Source organism: Streptomyces sp. 4N509B (assembly GCF_052245655.1).
Classification (GTDB): domain Bacteria; phylum Actinomycetota; class Actinomycetes; order Streptomycetales; family Streptomycetaceae; genus Streptomyces.
The window spans coordinates 1-1,342 of record NZ_JBQQBZ010000091.1 but is presented as its reverse complement, the minus strand read 5'-3'; the positions used below and the strand labels follow the sequence as shown (position 1 = coordinate 1,342).

The window sequence follows — 1,342 nt, the reverse complement described above, 5'->3', positions numbered from 1 at the left end:
CGGTGAGTTGGCGGGGTTGGTGCGGGAGTTCCCGTTGCGGGAGCGGCTGCACGGGTTGTTGATGGTGGCGTTGTACCGGTCGGGGCGGCGGGAGGAGGCGTTGGGGGCGTACCGGGTGGCGCGGGGGCATCTGGTGGCGGAGCTGGGGTTGGAGCCGGGGCCGGAGTTGCGGGAGTTGGAGCGGCGGATCCTGGCGGGTGAGGAGTTGGAGCCCGTCCCCGACGCGACGGCGACGCCTGCGGTGACGGTGCCGGCGCAGCTGCCGGCGGACGTCGTGGGGTTCGTGGGGCGGGAGGGGGAGCTGCGGGAGCTGGACGGGCTGATGGCCGGTGTGGGCGGGAGAGGCGGGGCCCTGGCGGTGGTGGCGGGGACGGCGGGGGTGGGGAAGACGGCGTTGGTGGTGCGGTGGGCGCACCGGACGCGGGAGCGTTTCCCCGATGGTCAGCTCTACGTCGACCTGCGCGGGTACGGGCCCGAGGCGCCGGTGTCGGCGGAGGACGCGTTGAGCGGTTTCCTGCGGGCGCTCGGGGTGGAGGCGGCGGCGGTGCCGCGGGACGTGGCGGAGCGGTCGGCGACGTTCCGGACGTTGCTGGACGGCCGGCGGATGCTGGTGGTGCTGGACAACGCCCGCAGCGTGGAGCAGGTCCGGCCGCTGCTGCCGGGGAGTTCGAGCTGCTTCACGGTCGTGACGAGCCGGGACGCGCTGGCGGGGCTGGTGGCGCGGGAGGGCGCGCACCGCATCGTCCTCCATCGCATGCCGTTGGGGGACGCGCGGGGTCTGTTGGCGGGGTTGTTGGTGGAGCGGGCGGCGCGGGAGCCGGGTGCGGTGGACGCGTTGATCGAGCGGTGTGCGCGGCTGCCGTTGGCGTTGCGGATCACGGCGGAGCTGGCGCGGTCGCAGCCGGGGCGGGGGCTTGGGGAGTTGGCGGAGGAGTTGGCGGATCGGCAGGGGGCGTTGGACCTGTTGGATCTGGACGGGGATCCGTACACGGCGGTGCGGGCGGTGTTCTCCTGGTCCTACCAGCGGCTGGAGCCGTCTGTCGCGCGGGTCTTCCGGCTGCTGGGGCTGCATCCGGGGCATGACACGGACGTGTACGCGGTGGCGGCGTTGGCGGGTGCGGGGGTGCGGCGGACGCGGCGGGCGTTGGAGGTGCTCGTGCGGGCGCATCTGGTGGACCAGGTGGCGGGCGGTCGGCGGTACCAGCCGCATGACCTGCTGCGGGCGTACGCGGCCGAGCTCGCCGCCGAGACCGACGGCCCCACCGAGCGGGCCGAGGCCCTGGCCCGCCTGCTGGACTACTACCTGGCCACCGCCTCCAGCGCCCTGGACGCCATCGCGCCC

Annotated in this window: 1 protein-coding gene; it reads left to right on the top strand. The window is 74.9% G+C overall.

Translation table 11 applies throughout. The features are described from left to right. On the top strand, positions 1-1,342 hold a 1,342-nt coding region (locus tag ACTWP5_RS32040; RefSeq protein ID WP_443224703.1), incomplete at both ends, for an ATP-binding protein.